22 protein-coding genes are annotated in these 22,742 nt (G+C 38.6%); 13 read left to right on the forward strand and 9 right to left on the reverse strand.

All coding sequences use genetic code 11. The features are described 5' to 3' along the window. Positions 1-46 precede the first annotated feature (46 nt). The 8 genes from mdtG to P3L37_RS12435 all read left to right on the forward strand — a co-directional run bounded on the left by mdtG (position 47) and on the right by P3L37_RS12435 (position 8,526). On the forward strand, positions 47-1,273 hold the full coding sequence (gene mdtG, locus P3L37_RS12400) for a multidrug efflux MFS transporter MdtG (protein ID WP_004909760.1): 1,227 nt from the start codon (positions 47-49) through the stop codon (positions 1,271-1,273). A gap of 383 nt (positions 1,274-1,656) precedes the next feature. Further along, positions 1,657-3,186 carry a peptide MFS transporter gene (locus P3L37_RS12405; RefSeq protein WP_004909757.1) on the forward strand — a complete coding sequence of 510 codons (1,530 nt, stop codon included), beginning with the start codon at positions 1,657-1,659 and terminating at the stop codon, positions 3,184-3,186. Between the two features lie 157 nt (positions 3,187-3,343). Beyond that, the gene (locus P3L37_RS12410) at positions 3,344-4,132 is read left to right on the forward strand and encodes a PhzF family phenazine biosynthesis protein (protein WP_004909753.1); all 789 of its coding nucleotides are present in this window, start codon (positions 3,344-3,346) and stop codon (positions 4,130-4,132) included. Between the two features lie 273 nt (positions 4,133-4,405). Beyond that, positions 4,406-5,824 carry an NAD(P)/FAD-dependent oxidoreductase gene (locus tag P3L37_RS12415; RefSeq protein WP_004909751.1) on the forward strand — a complete coding sequence of 473 codons (1,419 nt, stop codon included), beginning with the start codon at positions 4,406-4,408 and terminating at the stop codon, positions 5,822-5,824. A 111-nt stretch (positions 5,825-5,935) separates the two neighbouring features. Further along, on the forward strand, positions 5,936-6,124 hold the full coding sequence (locus tag P3L37_RS12420; protein ID WP_109911084.1) for a hypothetical protein: 189 nt from the start codon (positions 5,936-5,938) through the stop codon (positions 6,122-6,124). Between the two features lie 224 nt (positions 6,125-6,348). Continuing rightward, entirely contained in the window at positions 6,349-6,756 is a 408-nt protein-coding gene (locus P3L37_RS12425; protein ID WP_004909747.1) for an acyl-CoA thioesterase, read from the forward strand. Between the two features lie 563 nt (positions 6,757-7,319). After that, complete coding sequence (locus P3L37_RS12430; protein ID WP_004255883.1) at positions 7,320-7,889, forward strand: tetratricopeptide repeat protein; 570 nt, start codon at positions 7,320-7,322, stop codon at positions 7,887-7,889. A 199-nt stretch (positions 7,890-8,088) separates the two neighbouring features. Continuing rightward, entirely contained in the window at positions 8,089-8,526 is a 438-nt protein-coding gene (locus P3L37_RS12435; protein WP_004909739.1) for a universal stress protein, read from the forward strand. Between the two features lie 195 nt (positions 8,527-8,721). Here P3L37_RS12435 and P3L37_RS12440 read toward each other — a convergent pair whose 3' ends face one another. Next, positions 8,722-9,198, reverse strand: a complete 477-nt coding sequence (locus tag P3L37_RS12440) for a GNAT family N-acetyltransferase (protein WP_004909737.1) — start codon at positions 9,196-9,198, stop codon at positions 8,722-8,724. Between the two features lie 108 nt (positions 9,199-9,306). Then, positions 9,307-10,560: a bifunctional glucose-1-phosphatase/inositol phosphatase gene (gene agp / locus P3L37_RS12445; RefSeq protein ID WP_272667310.1), complete on the reverse strand. Its 1,254-nt coding sequence runs from the start codon at positions 10,558-10,560 to the stop codon at positions 9,307-9,309. Positions 10,561-10,780: 220 nt separating this feature from the next. Between agp and P3L37_RS12450 the strand changes: the two genes are divergently transcribed. Both P3L37_RS12450 and P3L37_RS12455 read left to right on the forward strand, forming a co-directional pair. After that, positions 10,781-11,221, forward strand: coding sequence for a GNAT family N-acetyltransferase (locus P3L37_RS12450; protein WP_004909731.1), 441 nt, complete (start codon positions 10,781-10,783; stop codon positions 11,219-11,221). A 2-nt stretch (positions 11,222-11,223) separates the two neighbouring features. After that, positions 11,224-11,790 carry a GNAT family N-acetyltransferase gene (locus P3L37_RS12455; RefSeq protein WP_109911080.1) on the forward strand — a complete coding sequence of 189 codons (567 nt, stop codon included), beginning with the start codon at positions 11,224-11,226 and terminating at the stop codon, positions 11,788-11,790. Positions 11,791-12,033: 243 nt separating this feature from the next. Here P3L37_RS12455 and fdnI read toward each other — a convergent pair whose 3' ends face one another. The 4 genes from fdnI to P3L37_RS12475 form a co-directional block, all read right to left on the reverse strand. Beyond that, on the reverse strand, positions 12,034-12,690 hold the full coding sequence (gene fdnI, locus P3L37_RS12460) for a formate dehydrogenase-N subunit gamma (RefSeq protein ID WP_110732274.1): 657 nt from the start codon (positions 12,688-12,690) through the stop codon (positions 12,034-12,036). After that, the gene (gene fdxH, locus P3L37_RS12465) at positions 12,683-13,570 is read right to left on the reverse strand and encodes a formate dehydrogenase subunit beta (RefSeq protein ID WP_004909723.1); all 888 of its coding nucleotides are present in this window, start codon (positions 13,568-13,570) and stop codon (positions 12,683-12,685) included. Before fdxH ends, fdnI begins: the two co-directional genes overlap by 8 nt. A 10-nt stretch (positions 13,571-13,580) precedes the next feature. Further along, the gene (fdnG, locus tag P3L37_RS12470) at positions 13,581-16,628 is read right to left on the reverse strand and encodes a formate dehydrogenase-N subunit alpha (RefSeq protein WP_117162065.1); all 3,048 of its coding nucleotides are present in this window, start codon (positions 16,626-16,628) and stop codon (positions 13,581-13,583) included. A gap of 404 nt (positions 16,629-17,032) precedes the next feature. Next, positions 17,033-17,356, reverse strand: a complete 324-nt coding sequence (locus tag P3L37_RS12475; RefSeq protein ID WP_004909715.1) for a YnfA family protein — start codon at positions 17,354-17,356, stop codon at positions 17,033-17,035. A 420-nt stretch (positions 17,357-17,776) separates the two neighbouring features. Between P3L37_RS12475 and yafC the strand changes: the two genes are divergently transcribed. Beyond that, a complete protein-coding gene (yafC, locus tag P3L37_RS12480; RefSeq protein WP_004909711.1) occupies positions 17,777-18,676 on the forward strand; it encodes a DNA-binding transcriptional regulator YafC in 900 nt (299 codons plus the stop codon). A 34-nt stretch (positions 18,677-18,710) separates the two neighbouring features. On the opposite strand, the gene dkgB is transcribed toward yafC, so the two are convergent. Beyond that, positions 18,711-19,514: a 2,5-didehydrogluconate reductase DkgB gene (gene dkgB / locus P3L37_RS12485; protein ID WP_109911079.1), complete on the reverse strand. Its 804-nt coding sequence runs from the start codon at positions 19,512-19,514 to the stop codon at positions 18,711-18,713. Between the two features lie 378 nt (positions 19,515-19,892). Here dkgB and P3L37_RS12490 point away from each other — a divergent pair, with 378 nt between their 5' ends. Beyond that, positions 19,893-20,471, forward strand: a complete 579-nt coding sequence (locus P3L37_RS12490; protein ID WP_004909707.1) for an NAD(P)H-dependent oxidoreductase — start codon at positions 19,893-19,895, stop codon at positions 20,469-20,471. Between the two features lie 60 nt (positions 20,472-20,531). Here the strand turns inward: P3L37_RS12490 and P3L37_RS12495 are convergent, their stop codons facing one another. Continuing rightward, positions 20,532-20,822, reverse strand: coding sequence for a putative quinol monooxygenase (locus P3L37_RS12495; protein ID WP_004909705.1), 291 nt, complete (start codon positions 20,820-20,822; stop codon positions 20,532-20,534). Between the two features lie 364 nt (positions 20,823-21,186). Between P3L37_RS12495 and P3L37_RS12500 the strand changes: the two genes are divergently transcribed. Continuing rightward, complete coding sequence (locus P3L37_RS12500) at positions 21,187-21,630, forward strand: hypothetical protein (protein ID WP_110731836.1); 444 nt, start codon at positions 21,187-21,189, stop codon at positions 21,628-21,630. A 50-nt stretch (positions 21,631-21,680) separates the two neighbouring features. On the opposite strand, the gene add is transcribed toward P3L37_RS12500, so the two are convergent. Beyond that, positions 21,681-22,706, reverse strand: a complete 1,026-nt coding sequence (add, locus tag P3L37_RS12505) for an adenosine deaminase (protein WP_196718669.1) — start codon at positions 22,704-22,706, stop codon at positions 21,681-21,683. Between the last annotated feature and the right edge of the window lie 36 nt (positions 22,707-22,742).

Here is a 22,742-nt window from a genome sequence, read left to right on the forward strand (position 1 = left end):
TGAATGAGGCCAACAACGCTGTAGAACTGAATATAACGGGAAAATTATGACGGGAAAAACAGAGTATTGGAAACGTAACCTATACGTCGTGTGGTTCGGCTGTTTTTTAACAGGTGCCGCCTTTAGCCTGATCATGCCTTTTCTCCCGTTATATATTGAAGAACTTGGTGTCAAAGACCATGCTTCGTTGAATTTATGGACTGGTGCCGTTTTTAGTATCACCTTTTTATTTTCTGCCATTGCCGCTCCATTTTGGGGGAGATTATCCGATCGCAAAGGGCGAAAATTAATGCTATTGCGATCCGCGCTGGGCATGGCGATTGTCATGGTGTTAATCGGCTTTGCGCAGAATATTTGGCAATTATTAGCCTTAAGAGCCATATTAGGTTTATTGGGTGGCTTTGTTCCTAATGCTAACGCGTTGATTGCAACTCAAATTCCCGTGAAAAAAAGCGGCTGGGCTATGGGCGTCCTTGCGACTGGTGCGGTCAGTGGCGCACTTATTGGCCCATTAATCGGCGGTTTTCTTGCTGACCAATATGGCTTACGCCCCGTCTTTTTTATTACAGCAACGGTGCTGTTTATTTGCTTTTTTGTCACGCTCTTTTATGTTAGAGAACGCTTCACGCCGGTTTCGCGCAAAGATGCATTGTCCAGCAAGCAAGTATTTGCCTCACTACGCAATAAGAATTTAGTCATTAGCTTGTTTTTCACCACGATGATCATTCAAGCTGCGATGGGGTCAATCAACCCCGTGATCACCCTCTATGTTCGGGATCTATCTGATTCTTTAGAAAACCTCGCCTTTGTCAGTGGTGTAATAGCCTCCATTCCCGGTGTTGCGGCTTTAATCAGTGCGCCCATGTTAGGTAAACTCAGTGACCGAATAGGCCCTGAAAAAGTTTTACTCGCCGTGCTGGGCGCATCTATTTTTGTATTATTCCCAATGGGGTTGGTAAGTAGTTATTGGGAGTTAGGCTTTCTCCGATTTATGCTTGGGGCACTAAATGCTGCACTATTACCTGCGGTACAAACGTTAATTATCTATAATATTTCTCACCAAGTGACTGGGCGTATTTTCAGCTATAACCAAGCATTACGCGATGTTGGAAACGTGACAGGGCCTTTAATGGGCTCCTTTGTCGCTGCCACCTATGGTTTCAGAGCCGTATTCTTTTTCACTGCGGCGTTAGTTCTCTTCAACTTAATTTATTCATGGTTAGTTATCCGGCGCCAATCCGATGGTCTACGCGCTTCCCCGTCCGACCAATAACCCCCTTGCTATTTTTTGTACAAAAACCTGATGATTTATACGCTTTATTGTCTCACTTTGCTTAAAATTAAAATTTTATAACCTCAAGTAATTGATTTTAAACAATTTAATCGATTCAAAATTCTTTCTTTTATTGTCAACTAAAATCCTGTATCTTCCCCTAGCTTATCGTGAGAAATGAGAGTTATATCGACTTTTCACCTTAAAAGCACACCTTTTACAATAAATTCATTCTGTATATAGGTGATTCTATAATAATGTATGTTAAAAATATGTTTCACACGCTTGTGTTAACATATCAATAACAATTGACATTCAAGCGCACGGCTTGGTGTTTTATATCATGCACAACCTCTCAAGAGAGTATTTATGGGAGTTCACAGATGAACAATTCTGCGACTAAAACAAAAACTTTTTTTGGGCATCCATACCCATTGAGTTCGCTTTTCCTCACAGAAATGTGGGAACGCTTCTCTTTTTACGGAGTTAGACCGTTACTTATTCTATTTATGAGTGCGGCATTATTACAAGGTGGAATGGAATTACCTATTGAACAAGCTTCCGCTATTGTCGGTATTTTCGCTGGTGGGGTTTATATCACCTCGTTGCCGGGTGGTTGGTTAGCCGATAACTGGTTAGGCCAGCGCCGCGCGGTTTGGTACGGCTCATTAATTATTGCGTTTGGCCATTTATCCATCGCAATGTCTGCCTTTTTATCAAATACCTTCTTTTTCGTTGGTTTATTACTCATCGTATTAGGTACAGGGTTATTTAAAACCTGTATTACTGTGATGGTAGGAACGCTGTATAAGAAAGAAGATACACGTCGTGATGGCGGTTTCTCTCTGTTCTATATGGGTATTAACATGGGTTCATTTATTGCCCCGTTAATTATTGGTCCACTTCATGAAAAATATGGCTGGCATTTAGGTTTTGGCCTTGGTGGCTTAGGAATGCTAATTGCCCTGTTAATTTTCCGTTTTTACGCCATTCCTCAAATGCGCCGCTATGATAAAGAAGTTGGCCTTGATTCCACATGGAACCGCCCAACAGTTGAGCGCAAAAACGTGGGGAAATGGGTAACCTTTGCCATGGTATTATTGGCCATACTGGTTGTCTTGATTGATAATGGTACGATTCCATTTAATGCCTCAATCATCGCGAAAAGCTCTGCTTATGTTATCTCGACCTGTGTGGGCATCTATTTCTTATTTATGTTCTTCCTTGGCGGTTTAAACAGTAGCGAGCGTTCTCGCTTACTGGCTTGCTTAATTTTACTGATTGCAGCCGCATTCTTCTGGTCCGCTTTTGAGCAAAAACCGACTTCATTTAATATCTTTGCTCGCGACTATACTGACCGCCAAATGGGCAGTTTTGAAATCCCAACCATTTGGTTCCAATCAATTAATGCGTTGTTTATTATATTGTTAGCCCCAGTATTTAGCTGGTTCTGGCCTTCTCTGGCTAAACGTAATATGAACCCAAGCAGCATGACCAAGTTCGTGATTGGTATCTTATTTGCTGCAGGTGGCTTTGCTATCATGATGGTGGCAGCAAACCAAGTGCTTGCAACACAAAGTGGCGTTTCCCCTTTCTGGCTAGTTGGCAGTATCTTATTACTGACATTAGGAGAACTGTGCTTGAGCCCTATCGGCTTGGCAACAATGACTTTGCTCGCACCACAAAAAATGCGTGGTCAAGTGATGGGGTTATGGTTCTGTGCGAGTGCGTTGGGTAACCTTGCCGCAGGTATCATGGGTGGTAACATCCGTAAAGACCAATTGGATTCAATGCCTGAGCTATTCTCCCATGTCTCTATTGCGCTGGTCATCTGTGCGGTCGTATTGGCAGCGTTGATTATCCCTGTCAGGAAAATGCTCAAAAATGCAGACAAAAATGAAGCAAATGCTTAATAACGCGGATTAATTGTCTTTTATCCGGTAGCAACCCACACGCTACCGGATCTCCCCCCAGCTTCATTAGCCTATTAATAATTTGCCTATTATATTTCATAAAATAGGCGTTATACTGGCCTTTCATCATCCCATAATGACTCTTGGAAACCCTATAATGAGCCTTTCTGCTCCCATTTACTATGTTGATGCTTTTACAGATACCCTTTTTCACGGTAATCCCGCAGCGGTTGTATTACTCGATAATTGGTTATCAGATGAACAGCTAATTGCAATTGCCGCAGAAATTAACTTGTCAGAAACCGCATTTTTAGTCGGCCGCCATATTCGATGGTTCACCCCTAAAGTCGAAGTAAAATTATGTGGTCATGCAACACTTGCCGCAGCCTTTGTGTTAAACCATGTGCTCCAACAAAACATTCATCCTTTAACATTTAGCTCTTTATCAGGTGAGTTGGTTGTGACACAAAATGCCCAAGGATTTACACTCGATTTTCCAATTATTGAATCTGTACAAAGTCATCCAGACCAATACCCACACCTCGCTGACATCCTTGGAATCAAAATCAAAGAGCTTTGGATAGCGAAAGACCGTTACCTGTGTTTTCTTGAAGGTGCAGAACTCGTTCAAAACTGCCAGCCGGATATGCTAAAACTTTCACAGCTTTCTCTACCTGGATTAACAATTACAGCAGAAAGTGCTAATAGCGATTATGACTTTGTTTCTCGTTATTTTGCCCCTGCAAAAGGGGTTGATGAAGACCCTGTAACAGGCACTTCACATTGTGCTATTGCACCAATATGGGCAAATCGGCTAAATAAAGTGCAGTTAGTTGGCCATCAAATATCATCACGCGGAGGAGTAGTTCATTGCGAGCTAGCCTCTGGTCGAGTAAAACTAACAGGTAACGCCGTTTTGTTTCTAACAGGCCAAATCCTAATTTAAGTTTTATAAATCAATAAACTAGAATAAAAGCCATTTTTTCCTGCCTGTTTCTCCTACTTCAATTCCGCCAGCGCCATTATTTTTCTTGAAATATTGGCGCCCATTTCATATTAGAAAAAAATTTTTTTTAACATTTAACTAAAAATTTTAATTCCAACTCAATTTAGTTTACAATCATAATCATTATTAAAGATATAATTACAATTATAAATATTTCTAATTGAAGCTTTGGTCAATAGTGAAAAACTCATTCGATATAAGGAACTTTATAAGATGGCTATTACTAGAAGAAAATTTTTGATTGGTGGTGGCGTTGTTGCCGTTGCTGCAGGGGCCGGAATTTTAACTCCAATGTTAACTCGTGAAGGTCGATTTGTTCCTGGTAAACCGCGACATGGTTTTGTCGCAGGAACAGAAGGTCCTCTACCACAGCAAGCTGACGTCGTTGTTATTGGTGCTGGAATTCTAGGAATTATGACAGCAATTGAGCTGGTTGGGCGCGGTTTAGATGTTGTTATTGTTGAAAAAGGTAATATTGCAGGCGAACAATCATCCCGCTTCTATGGCCAAGTCATCACTTATAAAATGCCAGATGAAACCTTCTTACTCCACCACTTAGGCAAACAACGTTGGAGAGAGATGAACGCGAAAGTCGGTGCAGATACAAGCTATCGTACTCAAGGGCGCGTTGAAGTACCGTTCGATGAAGAAGATCTTGTTAATGTTAGAGAATGGATTGATACTCGCAGTAAAAACGTCGGTTCAGATATTCCATTCAAAACACGCATCATTGAAGGCGCAGAACTCAACCAGCGCTTAAATGGTGCACAATCTAAATGGACTATCGCAGGTTTTGAAGAAGACTCCGGTAGCTTAGATGCTGAAATTGCGACCTTCGTCATGGCAGATTACGCGAAAAAATTAGGTATCAAAATTTACACTAACTGTGCTGCTAGAGGCTTAGAAACACAAGCAGGCGTTATTTCTGATGTCGTCACCGAGAAAGGGCCTATTAAAACCTCGCGTGTTGTTGTTGCAGGTGGTGTCTGGTCAAGACTGTTTATGCAAAACTTAGGCGTTGATGTCCCAACATTACCAGCTTATCAATCTCAGCAACTGATCACCGGTTCACCAACTGCGCCAGGTGGTAACGTTGCTTTACCAGGCAATATTTTCTTCCGTGAACAAGCGGATGGTACCTACGCAACATCTCCTCGCGTGATTGTTGCTCCGGTTGTTAAAGATTCCTTCGTCTATGGCTACAAATACATTCCACTGCTGTCGATGCCAGATTTCCCTGTCCATATTTCATTAAATGAACAGTTAATTAATTCATTTACTGAACCAACAAGCTGGAAAATGGATGAAGTTTCACCATTCGAAAAACACAGAAATATGACTGCATTACCTGACTTGCCTGAGCTGAATGCATCATTTGAAAAATTAAAAACAGAATTCCCTGCATTTAAGGATTCTAAATTGATTGACCAATGGAGTGGTGCTATGGCCATCGCACCAGATGAGCACCCAATCATTTCTCAAGTCAATGAATACCCAGGTCTAGTTATCAATACTGCGACAGGCTGGGGAATGACAGAAAGTCCTGTTTCTTCCGAGCTCACCGCTGACTTGTTATTAGGCAAAGAACCCTCACTGAATGTGAAACCATTTAGTCTATACAGATTTAGTTAATACTTGTTTGTAAAATTTGCTCACAAAAAACCCTTCAATATGAAGGGTTTTTTTATTACCTATTGTGGCTCTATTGCTTAATATTCGAAACTTAAATCAAATGGAGTGATTATGAATAAATCACTATTGGCAATAGCAATTTCACTGTTAAGTGCCACAGCTTTCGCTGAAAAAAGTTGCACCGTAGGGCAATTAGAGGACATGATTGCTGATAACAACAAACCACAAATTGCAGCCCCTGTTTTAGATGGTTCTATCGCAAAAGCTGTTCGTATGAGTGCAGAGTATTTAGATAATTAATTCCATGCCTCATTAGAATTTAAAAGCTCATAATTTGAACTCTGGGCCTTTAATATTCCCTCTTCTGATTTTATCTACAGCTGACATTCTCAAAAATTTCCCTGCCGGAACGATTCACTTCACATTTATTGCTGAATTAGTTTGAAATGAGTATTACACTTAGCTTTTAACATTATTGCTTTTAACAATTACTAGCATACTAAGTAACAATTGTAAGGTAGACCATGAGTTCCATCGCTGACGATGTCATCACACAAAAAATTGAGCAATCCATTTCTCGCGTATCTAAAGTGGTATTTCCAACAACAACTAACCACCACAGCACCCTATTTGGCGGTACTGCTCTCGCTTGGATGGATGAAGTTTCTTTTATTACCGCAACACGTTTTAGCCGTAAGCGCCTTGTTACGGTCTCCACTGAAAAAATTAATTTTACTCATCCAATCCCTTCAGGAACCATTGTTGAGTTGGTGGGTAAAGTCATTCGAGTTGGAAGAACCAGTTTGACGGTCAATGTATCGATTTTTTTAGAAGATATGTATTCAGAAGGTCGTGAAGAAGTGATACATGGCCAGTTTAATTTTGTTGCAATTGATGACAATGGTAAACCTACCCCACTATTTGAGTCATAAGCTTTTTTAAGCCATCAACATAAAGGTTTTGTTTATATTGCTAAAGGTGCGAATTCTGTAAACTTTAATTCACACCTTTCTAATAACACATCAGCCGCCCTTATTTAATTCACTTTTCTCACTTCTGATGTGTTTTATATCGAAAATTTATTCGTATTAAATGTTTTTATAAAATAATCACCCTAACGCCTTAAACCACACTTAAAATATCAATTAATATTCCATTCCCTTATCTTTTCATCTGCCTGGCATGACTTCTTAATCATTTCTCTTATTAATATCTTGTTACAACAAACACATAACATGGCTAAAAGATAGGAAATTCCATGCCCTAATATATTGTATATTTTTATTATATATTGATATTTTTAAATTAAAATCGTAGAGTATAGATGATGCCAATAACTCTAAAAATGCGTAAAGTCCTCAGGCTTATAGCTTATTTTATATTACGTATTTTGATGTAAACTTTTCTTTATGTAATATACTTTGTTGGTAATAAATCTCATTGAGACATTTTATTAAAAATAGAAATAAACAACGCTAAAATAAGATATCAAATTATGCTTAGAATTCTTTCATTTATTATTTTATGTGCCTTTTCAATTAACCTAAGTGTCGCTGCGGTTCCCAAAGAAACTATCAAACGTATCGAGCAAGAAGCGCAAAAAGGCGATATAAAAGCGCAAGTCATGTTAGGAATTGGCTATTACCTTGGTAACGAGCTTAAACAGGACTATGGTAAAGCAAAAAAATGGTTAACGATGGCATCGAATAAGGGCAATTCTGATGCTCAGTTGTTTTTAGGGGACATGTATTTAAATGGTAATGGGGTTGAGGCCAACCTTGAAACAGCCATGGATCTATTCGAAAAATCAGCCAATAAAGGCAATGTTGAAGCCCAAAATTATATGGGCCAGTTTTACTATCAAGGTATTGGTGTAAAACAAAATTATATTACGGCTTTTGAGTGGTTCAAAAAATCTGCTGATAAAAAATTTCCACCCGCACAATACCAAGTCGGTAAAATGCTAGAAAGTGGAGAGGGAATTGAAATCAATGAAAAATCTGCAGCTGAATATCTAGCTCAAGCCTGCAAAGCTGGCTTAAAAGAAGCTTGCGTAAAAAAATAAATCTACCCCAATATTTCCTGCATTTTACCTGATGTTATTCATTATAATGGCATCAGGCTCCCCTCTTTTTTTGATGAAAAATCTTATTACGGCTACTTGCTCACACCCTTCCACCAATAAATTCATTACTATTAATAATCAATTTCACAATGTATGATATTGTTCTAAACTTATAATATAAAAGAGAAAGGGAGATATTATGTACAATACAATCTTAGTTCCGATCGATGTAACCGAAGATGCTCTCACTAACTTATTAGTTCCTCATGTTAATTCGCTACAAAAATTGAATGATGCAACAGTGCACTTTCTTGCCGTAACCGCACCAATTTCAAACTATTTACGCTATGGTGGCACCATCTTACCAGGAGACTTCCCTGACGACGAAAAACAAGCTGAAATTATCCTTACAGAATTAAAAGAAAAAATTAAACTATTTGATATCCCTGCAGATAAAATAAAGGCGAAAGCAACCGTTGGTTCTGTTAAAGACGAAATTTTGGCAACCGCAGAAGATATCAACGCCGATATTATTCTATTAGGTTCACGCCGCCCGAGTATGTCAACCTATTTGCTGGGCTCTAATGCCGCCTCAGTAGTTCGTTATGCAAAAACTAGTGTATTAGTGGTTAGATAATAAAGACTAAAGTGCTATTTGGAGCTTAAGCAAACACATTTTACAAACAAAAGGTTTAGCCTTAATGATTGTTACAAAAAACAGCAAAGACATACACTTTATAGGGCTATTTATGTGTTCATTTAGGGTAAATTAAAGGCTCATAAACATTTTCGTGATTTTCACGCCCTGCTTTTTTAGCGGGGTTTTTTTATGCTATAAAACTGATGAATGGCTTAATCTAAAGCGTTTAAAAGGAATACCATCAAAATCAACAATGCGTTCTTCAGTAAAACCATAACGTAAAATCGCGGATACTTTCTTGCGTGTTAACGGTAAATGTATTGTAACTGACTCAACCTTCAGTGATGTAAAAGCTTTATTAATAATATTCTTAACAATAGATTTTCCCTTTCCCCAAAACTTAGGATGTAACACTAAAGCTAAATCTGCATCACCCGCTTCATTTTGTAACCCTCCCCAGCCGGCAAATTGGTCATCAATCATAATGGCCCATACTCCATAGTCATGTTGCTCCCAATGCAGCTCTTTTCCTGAAACCCACTGCTGGCAGGCCTGTTCATCGAAATGGCTGCTGCCTAGAGGCATATGTTCAAGTACAGCTGGATGAGTATTTAATGCGATAAGATCTGCGGTAGCAATTTGATTTAGCTGAAAAAACTGAATAGGCATAGTGACTATTTTGTCCACATAAGATATTAATAAACCCAATATATAATTTGGCTATCTTCCCAAAAAATGATGCCCCGCTCAAGTTTGTAGGGCATCAATATACCGTGATTACTGTTCTAAGGCTGTCGCCATGGCTTTTTGAAAATCTTCCCAAGAACAATAGCCGCTTTTATCAATTGGACACCCTTTTAGCTCTAATGTGACATGTTTAGGCGGTGTTTGTAATGATAAATACGTATTATCTCTAAGCTGGTCTGCAGTTTGGTAAACATATTCGACTTTCATAAAATCTTTATTCGCTTGCTTATCTGTCCAGCGTTGGAACACTAATTTACCTCCAATCGGGGTATGTTCATACTGCTCTGGTAATTGATACGGTTTAAAATCCATTGCTGACATGAGTGACGCAATATTCGAGTCATGACCGACTAAGAATATAAATTTTGCTGTTTCTCCTTTATCGACCGAAACAAAGCCTTTATCGATATAATTGAGTATTGGATGTGCGACATTTTTTGCAATGATTTTTGGCGTAAATAACGTTTCTTGGTAAGCATTTTTTAGCGTATTCAGTTTTTTCCATTTTTCAGGGGTATTCACAAGCCCCCAAGCCACTTCATTAGCAGGAAAACCTTCATAATATTGAAGGTCTATCGCATCCACCGCTGAATTCGCAATTTTTAATGGACCACTGACGCCTGGTTCTTTTTCAGCTTCAATAATAAAGCTGTTTTTTTGGTTATTTAAATTACATAATTTGTCTGTTTTACATTTCTGAGAATCTTTAATATTCAGAACACTATCTAATTCGTCATAACCCGCAGTCAGTGATAACCCTTTAAAATATTGTTCCATCTCAGCGAGTGCCTGCTGTTTAAATTCAGGGGAAGCATTGGTAATAATTGGGTTAAAAACAGGGTCCATTTTACCAATTTCAGGCTGATGATGAATACTTACCTTGCATCCTGGAAATGCGCCTGCAGCAAAGAATTGGGCAGTTGCTATCGTTCTTTGGAGACTATTTGTATAAAGGTATACATCCTCATTACTTGTTGGACACAGTTCATCTGCAAGTAATTTGTTTTGGTCTATCCACTCCCTAAAATAATGCCCCATGTAGACTTCAAGTGCGCCGCCTTTAGTAGTGAGATAACCACTTTGTGCATCCCATGCAGGCCATTTTTTATCAGTCACTTCAGTAAGAATACCGGTATTTACGATAGGTGTACGTAAATTATGGCGGCTAAGGACTAAAACTTGATCTAAAACCATATCTGTTTTGCTATCTGTACTCGCTAATACAGGCGCAATAGGTGTTAATAATGCCGTAGATAAACAGAGAGTTAGCAATTTATATTTCATTAATATACCCCTACAATTAAAGCAACAAAGAAAAATACGTTCATCGCTATATAAAGAACTTAGCGAAAAATCACACCGCAACTTATCTAATAATGACGAAGTTGACTTTTTTTTCTGCGATAAATATCTCAAAAACAATCTTAAGGTAAATTAAAAACAAACGATTGACAGAAGAAAACCAGCAGTTAAGATTTTCCAATCAATACACGGAGATAATATAATGATAGTCCAAAGCGCAACACGTGCACACGATGATGATATTATTCGTGTTTGGGAGTCTTCAGTGAGAGCAACTCACCATTTTTTAACTGAAGAAAAAATTGCTGAACTAAAAATTGCTATCAAAGATATTTATTTGCCGTATTTAGCTGTTTTTGTGACATTCAATAGCGCAGGCAATATGACCGGTTTTCTAGGGTGCGATAAACACCGCCTTGAAATGTTGTTTATTTCCCAAGAAAGTAGAGGCCAAGGTACAGGGAAAAAACTGCTTCAATATGCCATTGATACCTTAGGCATTACTGAGTTGGATGTTAACGAACAAAATCCTCAAGCTATCGGGTTCTATCAACATATGGGTTTTACACAATATGCACGTTCTGAATTAGACGGCGAAGGTAATCCATTCCCTATTCTTCATATGCGTCTTAATAAAAAGTAGCCATGAAAATCATTGAGTTAGAAACAATACGTTTACGGCTACGTGGGTGGCAAGAAGAAGATAAACAGTCATTTTACCAAATGAATAGCCATCCCGATGTCATGCATTATTTTCCTTCTGTGCTTAATGAGCAGCAAAATGCACAATTTATGCAAGCCATCATAGATAAATTTGCTCAACAAGGAGGATGGGGATTATGGGCTGTTGAATTAAAATCCAATAGACAATTCATTGGGTTTATTGGTTTAAATATTCCCGCCTCTAATTTACCTTTTTCCCCTTGTATCGAATTAAGTTGGCGTCTGTTACCGGAATATTGGCACCACGGCTATGCCACTGAAGGAGCGAGTCGTGTCATCGAATATGCTTTTGATAAACTAAATCTGCCCGAACTGGTTGCATTTACGGCAGTGGTTAATTCACCATCAGAATCCGTAATGAAAAGACTAGGAATGATAAAACAACTAAATAACTTTTATCACCCAGCACTCCCTGATGGCCATTGGTTGCAAGAGCATGTGTTGTATCGCATCAAGGCCAGTGACTTTTTAAACAAATCTCATCAATAAGAAACCATATAAGCCCAAATACCCACAAAAAAGCCATCACAATGTGATGGCTCAGATTTGCAGCCAAACATATTATGTTTAGCTGCAAATCTAATAGGTTTTGAAAATAAATTAGGAAAATCAATTTATTGATTTTCGGCTGATAACACAAAGTGGGAAAAACCACGCTTTTATCCCGCTTTGTCAACAACCTAAGCCATCACAATGTGATGGCTTAATGTTATTTAGCACCTACTGCGTAAATTATTTTTTACTTTCAGCTTCGGCTTTGGCTTCTTTCGCTTCTACGTCACGGTACCAACGAGGGTGATGTTTTCGCGCCCAACGGCGGCTAACTTTCCCTTCGATCATTCCGTTGATTGAACCTTTAACCCAGAATGCCATGTACATATGAATTAAAATGGCATGGATCAATACAATCGCAGCAACGGCATGAATCAACAACCCCCACCGCACAACCCACATTGGGAATAAATGTGCAAAATAAGGGCGCCAAATGATAATACCAGTTATCAAGAGCACAAAAATCAGGCTCATGATGCTCCAGAACATCATTTTTTGACCGGCGTTATATTTACCTACATCAGCCACTTCATGTTCATTACCCTTCAATACTTCGACAATATTTTTAATCCAAGGTAAGTCTTTCTTATCTGGAATATTGTGTTTCACAAAGCGAACAAACATAAACATCAGCACAACGAAAATCAACACACCAAAGAAGGGATGTAAAATCCGTCCCATTTGCGGTGTACCAAAGGTTTCCGTCAACCATTTCAATGTTGGGAAAAATAACGCGATCCCCGACAAAGCAACCAAGAAGAAGCTGATGACAACCGTCCAGTGACACGCGCGGTCAATAAACTTTGTCCGCACAATCATTTTGCTTTTCTTACTCATGGTCATCTTTCTCCTCTTCATCACTCACTTCTTTGTTTGGACCAATTCCCACATAGTGGAAAATCAACCCTGCAAAGGTCGCGATAAATCCAACGACAGAAAGTGGTTTCAAGATGCCCTGCCACAGATTAATTGGCGTATCAATTTGTGGGTCTTTAGGCAGGCCATGATACAGTTCAGGTTTGTCAGCATGGTGAAGCACATAAACAACATGCGTACCACCCACACCTTCAGGATCATAAATTCCCGCTTGCGCATACCCCCGATTTTGCAATTTAGTTACGCGCTCTGCACCGTATTCCAACATCTCTTTTTTCGTGCCGAAACGGATAGCCCCCGTTGGACAAGTTTTCACACATGCTGGCTCTTGACCAACACTCACCCTATCAACGCACAAGGTACACTTGTACACTCGATTGTCTTTCGGGTTTAATCGAGGAATGTTGAATGGGCAACCCGCGATACAATAACCACAACCAATACAGTGCTCTGATTGGAAATCCACAATACCATTTGCGTACTGAATGATTGCTCCAGCTGATGGGCAAGATTTCAAACATCCAGGGTCGGTACAGTGCATACAGCCATCTTTACGGATCAACCATTCTAGCTTACCCATTTCAGTGGTTTCGCTAAAACGCATCACCGTCCACGATTTTGCGCTTAAATCCGTTGGGTTATCATAAACCCCAACGCAATGACCAACTTCGTCACGGATATCATTCCACTCAGAACATGCCACTTGACAAGCTTTACAGCCGATACAAGATGACACATCAATGAGCTTACAGACTTCAAGCTTATCATCACGCGCTTGTGGCGGAGGCGTAATGCTATTGGTCGCGGAACGTTTAATAATGTCTTGAGATTGCATGGACATGTTCCCTCCCTTACGCCTTCTCAATGTTAACTAAGAATGCCTTATACTCAGGTGTCTGAGAGTTAGCATCGCCGACAGACGGCGTTAACGTATTGGTGATAAACCCTTTTTGAGTCGCGCCTTCAAAGCCCCAGTGAATAGGTAGTCCAACTGTTTCAATTGGTTTGCCATCCACCATCAGCGTTTGTAATCTAGGAGTGACAACTGCAACAGCCTTGATAAACCCACGTTTACTGCTGACTTTGACCTTATCGCCTAACGCAATTCCTTTGGCTTTTGCTAATGTTTCGCTGATCTCAACAAATTGCTCAGGCTGAGCAATTGCGTTCAAGCGAGCATGCTTAGTCCACGTATGGAAATGCTCTGTTAAACGGTATGTGGTTCCGACATAAGGGAAATCTTTGTGGTCGCCAAGACGTTTCTTGTCTTCATCAAAAATCCGCGCCGCTGGGTTAGAAACCACATTCGGGTGCAACGGGTTAGTGCCAAGTGGTGTTTCAAATGGCTCATAGTGCTCAGGGAATGGCCCTTCAGCCATCTTATCGATGGCAAATAAACGACCTAAACCTTCTGGTTGCATGATGAATGGCCCAGTTCCGACTTCAGGAGCAGAAGCATTGAAGTCAGGAATATCATTACCGACCCATTTTTTACCATTCCACTCGATAAGCACGCGGTCTTTATTCCACGGTTTACCTTGGGTGTCACAAGAAGCACGGTTATAAATCACACGGCGGTTCAGAGGCCATGCCCATGCCCAACCAAGTGTATTACCGATACCGGATGGGTCGCTATTATCACGATTTGCCATCTGGTTGCCTTTCTCAGTCCAGCTACCAGTGTAAATCCAGCAAGAAGATGCCGTTGAACCATCTGCACGCAATAAAGCAAATGAGCTGAGTAGTTCGCCTTTTTTCGCTTGTAAATTGCCATCGGCATCATAAAGATCAACCAGTGCAACACCGTTGTTTTCTTTCGCCACTTCTTCTGATTCCGGATGGAATTGTTGTTTATAATTCCATTTCATTTGCATCAGAGGATCTTGGCCTTGGCCGCCTTCTTTCTCATACAGTTCACGGATTTTATACAGAATACCGGTCAATATTTGGCCATCATTACGCGCTTCACCTGGAGCATCTGCCGCTTGCCAGTGCCATTGTAACCAACGGCCTGAGTTGGCTATCGAACCATCTTCTTCCGCAAAACAAGTGGATGGTAAACGGAACACTTCGGTTTGAATCGAAGCTGTATCAACGTCATTCATCTCACCATGATTTTGCCAGAAATTAGCCGTTTCAGTGACTAACGGGTCGACAACAATCAGGTATTTCAACTTACTAAGGCAGCTAACCACTTTATTTTTATCAGGGAATGACGCTACTGGGTTAAACCCTTGACAGATATAGCCAGTCACTTGGTCTTTGCTCATCATGTCAAAATACTTCATCACATCATAAGCTTGGTCCCATTTAGGTAACCAGTCATAACCCCATTGGTTCTCAGCTTGAGCGGAATCCCCATAGAAAGACTTCATCAAACTCACAAAGAACTTAGGATAGTTGCTCCAGAAATTTACCTGATTTGGCAATGTCGCTTTTGGCGTATTCGCAGTAAGGTAGCTATCAATGTTCTGATGTTTTTCAGAAGGTAGTGTCAAGTAACCCGGTAAACTGGTTGATAGTAACCCTAAATCTGTTAAGCCTTGAATATTCGAGTGCCCACGTAACGCGTTCACGCCACCACCAGCAACCCCCATGTTACCTAGCAGTAACTGGATCATGGCCATGGTACGAATATTTTGTGCACCAACAGTATGTTGTGTCCAACCTAACGCATACAGGAAAGTCCCGGCTTTATCTGCCGCGCTTGTTGTGGCTAAAATCTCACAAACTTTCAAGAAATCGGCTTTTGGTGTTCCACAAATTTGCTCAACGATATCAGGCGTATAGCGTGATACGTGTTTGTGAAGTAAATTCCACACGCAACGTGGGTCTTGTAAAGTGTCATCGCGTAATGCGTGACCATTTTCATCAAACTTATAGTTCCAACTGGTTTTGTCATAACTACGCTTATCAGCGTCATAGCCACTAAATAAGCCATCGTTAAAGTCAAAATCGTCTCTAACAATCAATGATGCATTGGTATAGTTCTGAACATATTCAGCATTGATTTTTTGATTTTCAATCAGGTACAGCAAAACGCCCGATAAAAAGGTAATATCGGTACCTGAACGAATTGGGACATAATGGTCAGCAACTGATGCGGTACGCGTAAAACGCGGGTCTATGACAATCAGTGTGGCATCATTATTATTTTTCGCTTCAATTGCCCAACGGAACCCAACAGGGTGTGCTTCCGCAGCATTACCGCCCATAACGACGACAACATCGGCATTTTTGATATCAACCCAGTGGTTGGTCATCGCACCGCGACCAAATGTTGGAGCAAGACTTGCTACCGTTGGTCCGTGTCAGACACGCGCTTGGTTGTCAACCGCTAGCATTCCTAGCGATCTGGCGAATTTTTGTGTCAACATTCCCGTTTCGTTACTGGCAGCTGATGCGCAAAGCATCCCTGTTGATAACCAACGGTTTACTGTTGTTCCTTCAGCATTTTTTTCGATGAAATTCGCATCGCGGTCATCTTTCATTAAGCGTGCAATGCGTGTGAAGGCATCATCCCAACTAATGCGCTCCCATTTATCAGAGCCTGGTGCTCTATATTCAGGATAACGTAAACGATTTTCGCTTTGGATATAATCGAGCAGACCAGCCCCTTTAGGGCATAAAGCACCACGGTTTACCGGGTGGTCTGAGTCACCTTCGACATGGAATATCGCGGATTTAGCATTCATGGCGCCATCGCCCATGCTATATATTAGTAATCCACAACCGACAGAACAGTAGGTACAAGTATTACGCGTCTCTTTAGAGCGAAGTAATTTATATTCACGTACATTAGCTATTGCCATTCCAGGCATAAAACCTAACGCAGCTACAGTTGTACCTGCCATCCCGCCAGCGCAGATTTTAAAAAACTTTCTGCGACTAACGTTCATTGCTACCTCTTTATATTTTTTGTATAAATCGGTGAGAGAATAGCAGCCTAATATGATTAGATATTGCCTAAAATCAATGAAAGTGAAAATAAAAGTTTAATTAATATTAACTGAGTAGTTAAACATCAATTAAAATTACTACCAATAGAGTATTTATTGTTAAATTGATTTAGATCAAATGTTACATTTAAACTATTTTAGTTAAATTCCATTTCAATTAACATTTCGTAAAAGAGAATACGTCTATTTTTTAGAAAAAATAAATTTTAAATTTAATTTAAATATAGATTTAGTACTTATCTGATGAAATAAACATAAAGGAATCATTTTGTGATCGCCTTAAATGCACGTCATCTTAAAATAAACAAATATTTTTTTTCAAGGTGACGTGATAACACTATCGTCTATTTCCAACCACTAATTATGATCCCTGCTCCAAGGAGCACAACTAGAGCACCTACCCAGTCAGTCACGGTAAGAGACACACCATCAACCACTTTCAGCCAAACTAATGCGGTTGCAATATATATCCCGCCATAAGTAGCATAAATTCGGCCACTTGCTTCCGGATGCAATGTCAATAACCAGACAAATAGCATTAAACTTAACGCCGCAGGGATCAATAGCCAAGCCCCACCTTGCTTTTTCATCCAAAGATAAGGAAAGTAACAGCCTGCAATTTCAGCCAACGCAGTGATAAAGAATAAAGCAATAATTTTTATCGACATAAAAACCCATTCAAAATAGTCCCCATAAATTTCACCTTGATATTAGCAAATTTCATCAACACTGTTATGTGGTTTTCACTAATATCAGTGAAATACGTCTTGCAATCGGTAAGACAAAAAATACATTCTGCAGCGCAATCATCCAAGGAAGCATCCACTAACTCAATCAAGGAGAAAACACGTCCCTAGTAAAGGCTAAGGCTTTTATCGTGCTAATTAGCGAAACATGCAATTCACAAGGAAAATTACACTGAAGCACTAAAAATTCTTTTAAGAAAAGCGATAGGTTATGATTCAATATGATTAGCTTTTAAGCTAATAAAACTCCATTCTCTTAAACTTTTAGTTTAAATTTTAAGACCTATTGCTGTTACTATAATAGTCACCTTTTCTATCATCTTATTGGCTAATAAAATTATTATGAGAGCAACATCTGAAGAAGCCCGTGTATTTATAGAAGTGGTAGAACAAAAAAGCTTTAGTAAAGCGGCTGATAAACTTAATTTAGCAAATTCAGCAGTGAGCCGAATAGTCAAAAAATTGGAAGAAAAACTGGGGGTCAATTTACTTAACCGTACCACCAGGCAAATTGACCTAACTGCAGAGGGCGAAATTTATTTTCAACGCATGAAAATTATCTTGCAAGAAATGCAAGCGGCAGAAGATGAATTATATGACACACAAAGCTCTCCAAAAGGCCTATTACGAATTGATGCAGCAACACCGATTGTATTGCATATATTAATTCCTTTTGTTGCTATTTTTCGCAAACAATATCCAGACATTCACTTGTCGTTAGTTTCATCGGAAACCTTTGTTAATTTAATTGAACGGAAAGTTGATGTTGCTATTCGGGCAGGGCATCTCACCGACTCCAGCTTACGTGCTCGCCCATTATTTAAGAGTTATCGCAAGATTATTGCGTCGCCAAATTATCTGGAACAACATGATGAACCTAAATCTCCTCAAGATCTTTTGCATCATACATGCCTGACCTTTACTGAACCTGCATCATTAAATATGTGGCCAGTTAAAGGCATTGATGGGCAACTAATGGAAGTTACTGCAGGGATATCATCAAATAGCGGGGAGACACTAAGACAGCTTTGTTTAGCTGGAAATGGGATTGCATGTTTGTCTGACTTTATGGTGAATAAATATATTCAAAATGGCCAATTTGTCGAAGTATTAAAGGATGAATTGCAGCCTGTTCCTTTACCATTCCATGCCGTATATTACAGTGACCGCGTTGTCAGCCAGCGTATTCGGGTTTTTATTGATAGCTTAACTCAATATCTTGCAGAAATTCAGAGGCCATAACAAATCCTAGCCTCTGAGCATATAGAATAATCAATTAGTCCCAGTTTGGCGCTAAACCTTCTGGGCTAACTAAGCGATCATTACAATCTAATGCTGCAATCGCCGCTTTATCGTCACTATCTAATTGTAATTGAGTTGCTTGCAAGTTACTTAATAAATTTTCACGTTTTGTTGATGATGGAATAACAGAATACCCTTCACCAATCGCCCACGCTAAAATAACCTGAGCGGATGTTGCATTGTGTTTCTGTGCAATACTCGCAATAACCTCATCCTTTAATGCTTTGCCATACGCTAATGTCATATAAGAGGTAATATGGATATTATGTTGTTTTGCCCACTCTACAACTTTTTTGTTTTGCAGATAAGGTGAAAGCTCTATTTGGTTTGTCGCAATATTTTCAACACCGACTGCCGCGATTGCTTTTTCCATTAATGGAATAGTGAAATTAGAAATACCAATTTCACGTGTTAACCCTTGTTTTTTGGCTTCCAATAATGCTTGCATGAACTCTTCAACAGAAACCGCATCATTTGGAGATGGCCAATGCACTAGTGTTAAGTCCACATAATCCATTTGCAAATCACTTAAACTTTGTTTAAGACTTGGGATAAGTTTATCTTTACTTAAATTCTCAATCCAAATTTTTGTTGTGATATAAAGCTCGCTGCGCTCAACGCCACTTTCTGCAATAGCCTGCCCAACCGCAGCTTCATTCTCATAAATTTGTGCTGTATCAACAGCGCGGTACCCAACATCTAATGCATTTTTTACTGAAGCAATCACGACATCATCTTTTAAACGGAATGTACCCACACCAATTACAGGAATCGTCATTATGTTACCTTTCTTAAATTTTTTACATTAAGCTTCACGGGTAATTATCTGGATAGTCCATGTTCATTCGCTACGAACTAACCCATAATTACTGCGACAATTTGAATACGACAAAGAATACGATGGGATAATGCAGAGAAAAATAGCCGTAAGCTCAATAGACTTTTGCTAAAAAATCAATAATCTCTATTATTAATAGTTTTAACTATAAAAATAGTCTTTATAGTGATATTTGACTAAACTTCGCCTAATCAAATCATAAATATAGACAAAAAATCCATTAAAGTAACAAACTCTGTTTTATTACTCTACTTTTTATCTTTATTTTAGTTTGTTAGCCTAAATATAACTTAGCAATTAACGAATAAGGCAATACAAATGAAAATTCTTCTTCTCAATGGCGGACAAACATTTGCTCACTCGGCAGGCCAGCTTAATCGTACATTACATGATGTAGCCAAAACCACGCTAAATGAGTTAGGGCACACTATGCAAGAAACCCATATCGAGTCGGGCTACGATATCGATAATGAAGTTAAAAAATTTCTTTGGGCCGATACGATTATTTACCAAATGCCTGGTTGGTGGATGATGATGCCTTGGATGGTAAAAAAATATATGGACGAGGTTTATACCCTCGGTCATGGTCATTTATATACAAGCGATGGTCGTACTCGCCAAGATCCAAGCAAACAATATGGTACTGGAGGCCTACTTCATGGAAGAAAATATATGCTTTCGGTGACTTGGAATGCCCCTCTTGATGCATTTGATGAGTTTGATAATTTTTTTGATGGTCGAGGTGTTGATGGTGTCTATTTTGCCTTTCATAAATCACAACAATTTCTCGGATTGAAAAAATTCCCAACCTTTATGGTAAACGACGTGATCAAAGAACCCAATATTAAAAAATATATCAACGATTATAAAACACATCTCACCGAAATTTTCGGGTAATCAAATTAAAAAGGAATACATTTGTATTCCTTTTTGTTATTTAGCCATTATTAATTAATATTATGCAATTTTGCTTATTAATTTCACATCTAATGAATCAATTTTATCTTCTATCTTCTCAATGAAATCTTTCAAATGTTGTGTTCCATTATGTTTATCTAATGATTTTTGGTCCTTCCAAATCTCAAAGAAAATAAAAATGTTTGGATTAGCATTGTCTTGATGTAATTCATACTGAAGACAACCTTCATCCTTATTGCTTGGCTCAACAATTGATTTAGTTGCTGCTTTCACAAAATCAACTTCATTATCTTTTGCAATTACTGTTGCAACAATTCTTATTTCTGACATAAGCTCACCCTGTTATAAATAGATAATTTTAACTCATCTATTTATATCATAACTCGAAGTTAGAATTTAACTTTTATTATTCTATAAATTAGAAAACACTTTTCTAACTTTAATCATGTTGTTATATTGCAAAAATAGTGTAACTTCAAAATATAATACAATCAATTTTATCGTTTCATTACATCTTATTTTTCCTGACGAGAAAAGGCTGAATTTTAGCACGTCATGAGATGGGAATTTTCAATTTATACTCATTACCATGTTGTGCAACATATTAACAATTCATTCACATTAATGGATTTACTATACAGATAATACTAACCAGCGTAGCATGATGAAATCATCATATATGAATGAGGCCACAATGAAAAATCATATTCAATTGGATATTCAAGACAATGAAGCCATTTTATCTTACCTATCGGATAAAAAAATTTTACCTATTGGCATTAAGAATTTTAATGGCTTTACGTTTCAGCATTCCCCTATTACAGCTTATGAAGCTGAAATGGCAATTGAACATATCGAAAATGCAATTATTCCGATAAAAAAACAGCTCCCTACAGGAGAAATATTGCTTTTTAGTCATGATAAAAAATTAAATTTACTGATAGAAAGTAGGCATATTAATGGTAACTTTATCACGACATCGCAGATTGAAGACGCTTTTAATGAATTGGTCGATGTGATTAATGGCAGCCCCATTCATTCAACACAATTGCCGACAAATAGCGAATTCAGTGCTTTTTTATTAATCATTAGAGAGATTACTCATCATTGGAGTTTGCATGGTATTACATATAATTAACCACAATAGCGAAGGAGGATAAAGACCTCCTTCTTTTTCTATCAACTCTATTAATTTAGTAGCTCTTTCATTAACAATGCTCTTTTTTCTTCTGCAATAAAACTCGCCAGTAATGCATTTACATTACACTCAGTAAAGTCAGCAATACTCCAACCAAATATATCATGCAATAATTGGTACTCTTTATTTAATGTTACATCCGCAACTGTTCGCGCATCTGTATTTATGCTTAATTTAACGCCCTGCTGTTTCAACTTATTAATAGGGTGGTTTTCGATACTATCAAAGACATTGCACACCAAATTGCAACTTGGGCAAACTTCAAGTAATACATTTAACGCTTTGAGCTTTTCAATCGTATTTGAATTTTCAATACTTCTAACCCCATGTCCTATACGAGAAACTTTTAATTTATCTAATGTTTCAATCACACTTTCATAGCCTAAAGCCTCTCCAGCATGTGCGATAACATTGCCGCCATGCTCTCTGACATAGTTAAATGCAATTTCATGATTGTCTAATGAAAAGCGAGCCTCATCGGCAGCTAAATCTAGTGCTACAACACCACGAGATTGATATTCTACAACTAATTTTGCCGTTTCAAGACTTTGAGAGGCAGTAAAATGCCTCAAAGTACACAAAATCAAGCCAGCTTCTATTTCGTACTTTACAACTGCCGAATTCATCGCATCTAATGTTATATCGACAACCTCTCGGCTTGAAAGACCATGTTGAGTATGTAATAAAGGAGCAAACCGAATTTCTGTATAAATTACATTATCCATTTTTAATTGCTCAAACAAATCATCAACTGCTAGCCCAATAGCAGATTTTGTCTGTAATATATTAAGTTGCGGTTCAATGCAACGTAGAAAATCGCCAAGATCTTCGCATCTTTCTGGTGCAATAAAGCCTTGTTTAAACTCATTAAACGTTAGTATTGGAATGGTTTGTTTAACATAAGAAAAACTTAAACATGTATCTAAATGTACGTGTAGTTCAACTTTTGGCATTATGTTAATTGCTGCTTTTATGCTTTTAGTAAATACGCTTGACGGTTTTAAAGGGACTTTCATGTTAATATCCTGCGAGTTATTTTTTAATAAGCTAGC

It is taken from the genome of Providencia sp. PROV114 (assembly GCF_032704305.1).
GTDB lineage: Bacteria > Pseudomonadota > Gammaproteobacteria > Enterobacterales > Enterobacteriaceae > Providencia > Providencia rettgeri.

Excerpts from the sequence above, each read along its gene's own strand:
- mdtG (WP_004909760.1), top strand. The coding sequence starts at position 47 with ATGACGGGAAAAACAGAGTATTGGAAACGTAACCTATACGTCGTGTGG.
- P3L37_RS12405 (WP_004909757.1), top strand. The coding sequence starts at position 1,657 with ATGAACAATTCTGCGACTAAAACAAAAACTTTTTTTGGGCATCCATAC.
- P3L37_RS12410 (WP_004909753.1), top strand. The coding sequence starts at position 3,344 with ATGAGCCTTTCTGCTCCCATTTACTATGTTGATGCTTTTACAGATACC.
- P3L37_RS12415 (WP_004909751.1), top strand. The coding sequence starts at position 4,406 with ATGGCTATTACTAGAAGAAAATTTTTGATTGGTGGTGGCGTTGTTGCC.
- P3L37_RS12420 (WP_109911084.1), top strand. The coding sequence starts at position 5,936 with ATGAATAAATCACTATTGGCAATAGCAATTTCACTGTTAAGTGCCACA.
- P3L37_RS12425 (WP_004909747.1), top strand. The coding sequence starts at position 6,349 with ATGAGTTCCATCGCTGACGATGTCATCACACAAAAAATTGAGCAATCC.
- P3L37_RS12430 (WP_004255883.1), top strand. The coding sequence starts at position 7,320 with ATGCTTAGAATTCTTTCATTTATTATTTTATGTGCCTTTTCAATTAAC.
- P3L37_RS12435 (WP_004909739.1), top strand. The coding sequence starts at position 8,089 with ATGTACAATACAATCTTAGTTCCGATCGATGTAACCGAAGATGCTCTC.
- P3L37_RS12440 (WP_004909737.1), bottom strand. The coding sequence starts at position 9,198 with ATGCCTATTCAGTTTTTTCAGCTAAATCAAATTGCTACCGCAGATCTT.
- agp (WP_272667310.1), bottom strand. The coding sequence starts at position 10,560 with ATGAAATATAAATTGCTAACTCTCTGTTTATCTACGGCATTATTAACA.
- P3L37_RS12450 (WP_004909731.1), top strand. The coding sequence starts at position 10,781 with ATGATAGTCCAAAGCGCAACACGTGCACACGATGATGATATTATTCGT.
- P3L37_RS12455 (WP_109911080.1), top strand. The coding sequence starts at position 11,224 with ATGAAAATCATTGAGTTAGAAACAATACGTTTACGGCTACGTGGGTGG.
- fdnI (WP_110732274.1), bottom strand. The coding sequence starts at position 12,690 with ATGAGTAAGAAAAGCAAAATGATTGTGCGGACAAAGTTTATTGACCGC.
- fdxH (WP_004909723.1), bottom strand. The coding sequence starts at position 13,570 with ATGTCCATGCAATCTCAAGACATTATTAAACGTTCCGCGACCAATAGC.
- P3L37_RS12475 (WP_004909715.1), bottom strand. The coding sequence starts at position 17,356 with ATGTCGATAAAAATTATTGCTTTATTCTTTATCACTGCGTTGGCTGAA.
- yafC (WP_004909711.1), top strand. The coding sequence starts at position 17,777 with ATGAGAGCAACATCTGAAGAAGCCCGTGTATTTATAGAAGTGGTAGAA.
- dkgB (WP_109911079.1), bottom strand. The coding sequence starts at position 19,514 with ATGACGATTCCTGTAATTGGTGTGGGTACATTCCGTTTAAAAGATGAT.
- P3L37_RS12490 (WP_004909707.1), top strand. The coding sequence starts at position 19,893 with ATGAAAATTCTTCTTCTCAATGGCGGACAAACATTTGCTCACTCGGCA.
- P3L37_RS12495 (WP_004909705.1), bottom strand. The coding sequence starts at position 20,822 with ATGTCAGAAATAAGAATTGTTGCAACAGTAATTGCAAAAGATAATGAA.
- P3L37_RS12500 (WP_110731836.1), top strand. The coding sequence starts at position 21,187 with ATGAAAAATCATATTCAATTGGATATTCAAGACAATGAAGCCATTTTA.
- add (WP_196718669.1), bottom strand. The coding sequence starts at position 22,706 with ATGAAAGTCCCTTTAAAACCGTCAAGCGTATTTACTAAAAGCATAAAA.